Origin of the sequence: Providencia sp. PROV209 (genome assembly GCF_028479485.1) — a bacterium.
GTDB classification, from domain to species: Bacteria; Pseudomonadota; Gammaproteobacteria; order Enterobacterales; family Enterobacteriaceae; genus Providencia; species Providencia alcalifaciens.
Map to the genome: position 1 here is coordinate 1 of NZ_JAMPNR010000035.1, position 1,214 is coordinate 1,214.

At 46.7% G+C, this 1,214-nt stretch carries 1 protein-coding gene; it reads left to right on the forward strand.

Annotated elements, in window-relative coordinates; all coding sequences use genetic code 11:
* On the forward strand, positions 1-1,184 hold a 1,184-nt coding region (gene tuf, locus PR795_RS18060), incomplete at its 5' end, for an elongation factor Tu (protein ID WP_154601249.1).
* Positions 1,185-1,214: the final 30 nt, after the last annotated feature.

A 1,214-nucleotide genomic window follows, 5' to 3' on the forward strand; every position in this document is an offset into this window, starting at 1 on the left:
TGTCTAAAGAAAAATTTGAACGTTCAAAACCGCACGTTAACGTTGGTACAATCGGCCACGTTGACCATGGTAAAACTACCCTGACAGCAGCTATCACTACTGTTCTGGCTAAAACCTACGGCGGTAACGCTCGTGCATTCGATCAAATCGATAACGCACCAGAAGAAAAAGCGCGTGGTATCACCATTTCTACATCTCACGTAGAATATGACACACCAACTCGCCACTACGCACACGTAGACTGCCCAGGACACGCCGACTATGTTAAAAACATGATCACTGGTGCTGCGCAGATGGACGGTGCAATTCTGGTTGTTGCTGCGACTGATGGTCCAATGCCACAAACTCGTGAGCACATCCTGTTAGGTCGCCAAGTAGGTGTTCCTTACATCATCGTTTTCCTGAACAAATGTGACATGGTAGACGACGAAGAACTGTTAGAATTAGTTGAAATGGAAGTTCGTGAACTTCTGTCTCAGTACGATTTCCCAGGCGATGACACTCCAGTTGTTCGCGGTTCAGCACTGAAAGCGCTGGAAGGCAACCCAGAGTGGGAAGCAAAAATTGTTGAATTAGCAGGTTACCTGGATTCTTACATCCCAGAACCAGAGCGTGCAATTGACAAGCCATTCCTGCTGCCAATCGAAGACGTATTCTCAATCTCTGGTCGTGGTACTGTAGTAACAGGCCGTGTTGAGCGTGGTATCATCAAAGTTGGTGAAGAAGTTGAAATCGTTGGTATTCAAGCGACCGCGAAAACAACTTGTACTGGCGTTGAAATGTTCCGTAAACTGCTGGACGAAGGTCGTGCGGGTGAGAACGTTGGTGTTCTGCTGCGTGGTACTAAACGTGAAGAAATTCAACGTGGTCAAGTACTGGCTAAACCAGGTTCAATCAAGCCACACACTCAATTCGAATCAGAAGTATATATTCTGAGCAAAGATGAAGGTGGTCGTCATACTCCATTCTTCAAAGGCTACCGTCCACAGTTCTACTTCCGTACAACTGACGTAACCGGTACTATCGAACTGCCAGAAGGCGTAGAGATGGTAATGCCAGGCGACAACATCAACATGATCGTGACTCTGATTCACCCAATCGCGATGGATGATGGTTTACGTTTCGCAATCCGTGAAGGTGGTCGTACTGTAGGTGCGGGTGTTGTTGCAAGAATCATTGCATAATACCGCTCTTTCTGAATAAGAAAGAACCAC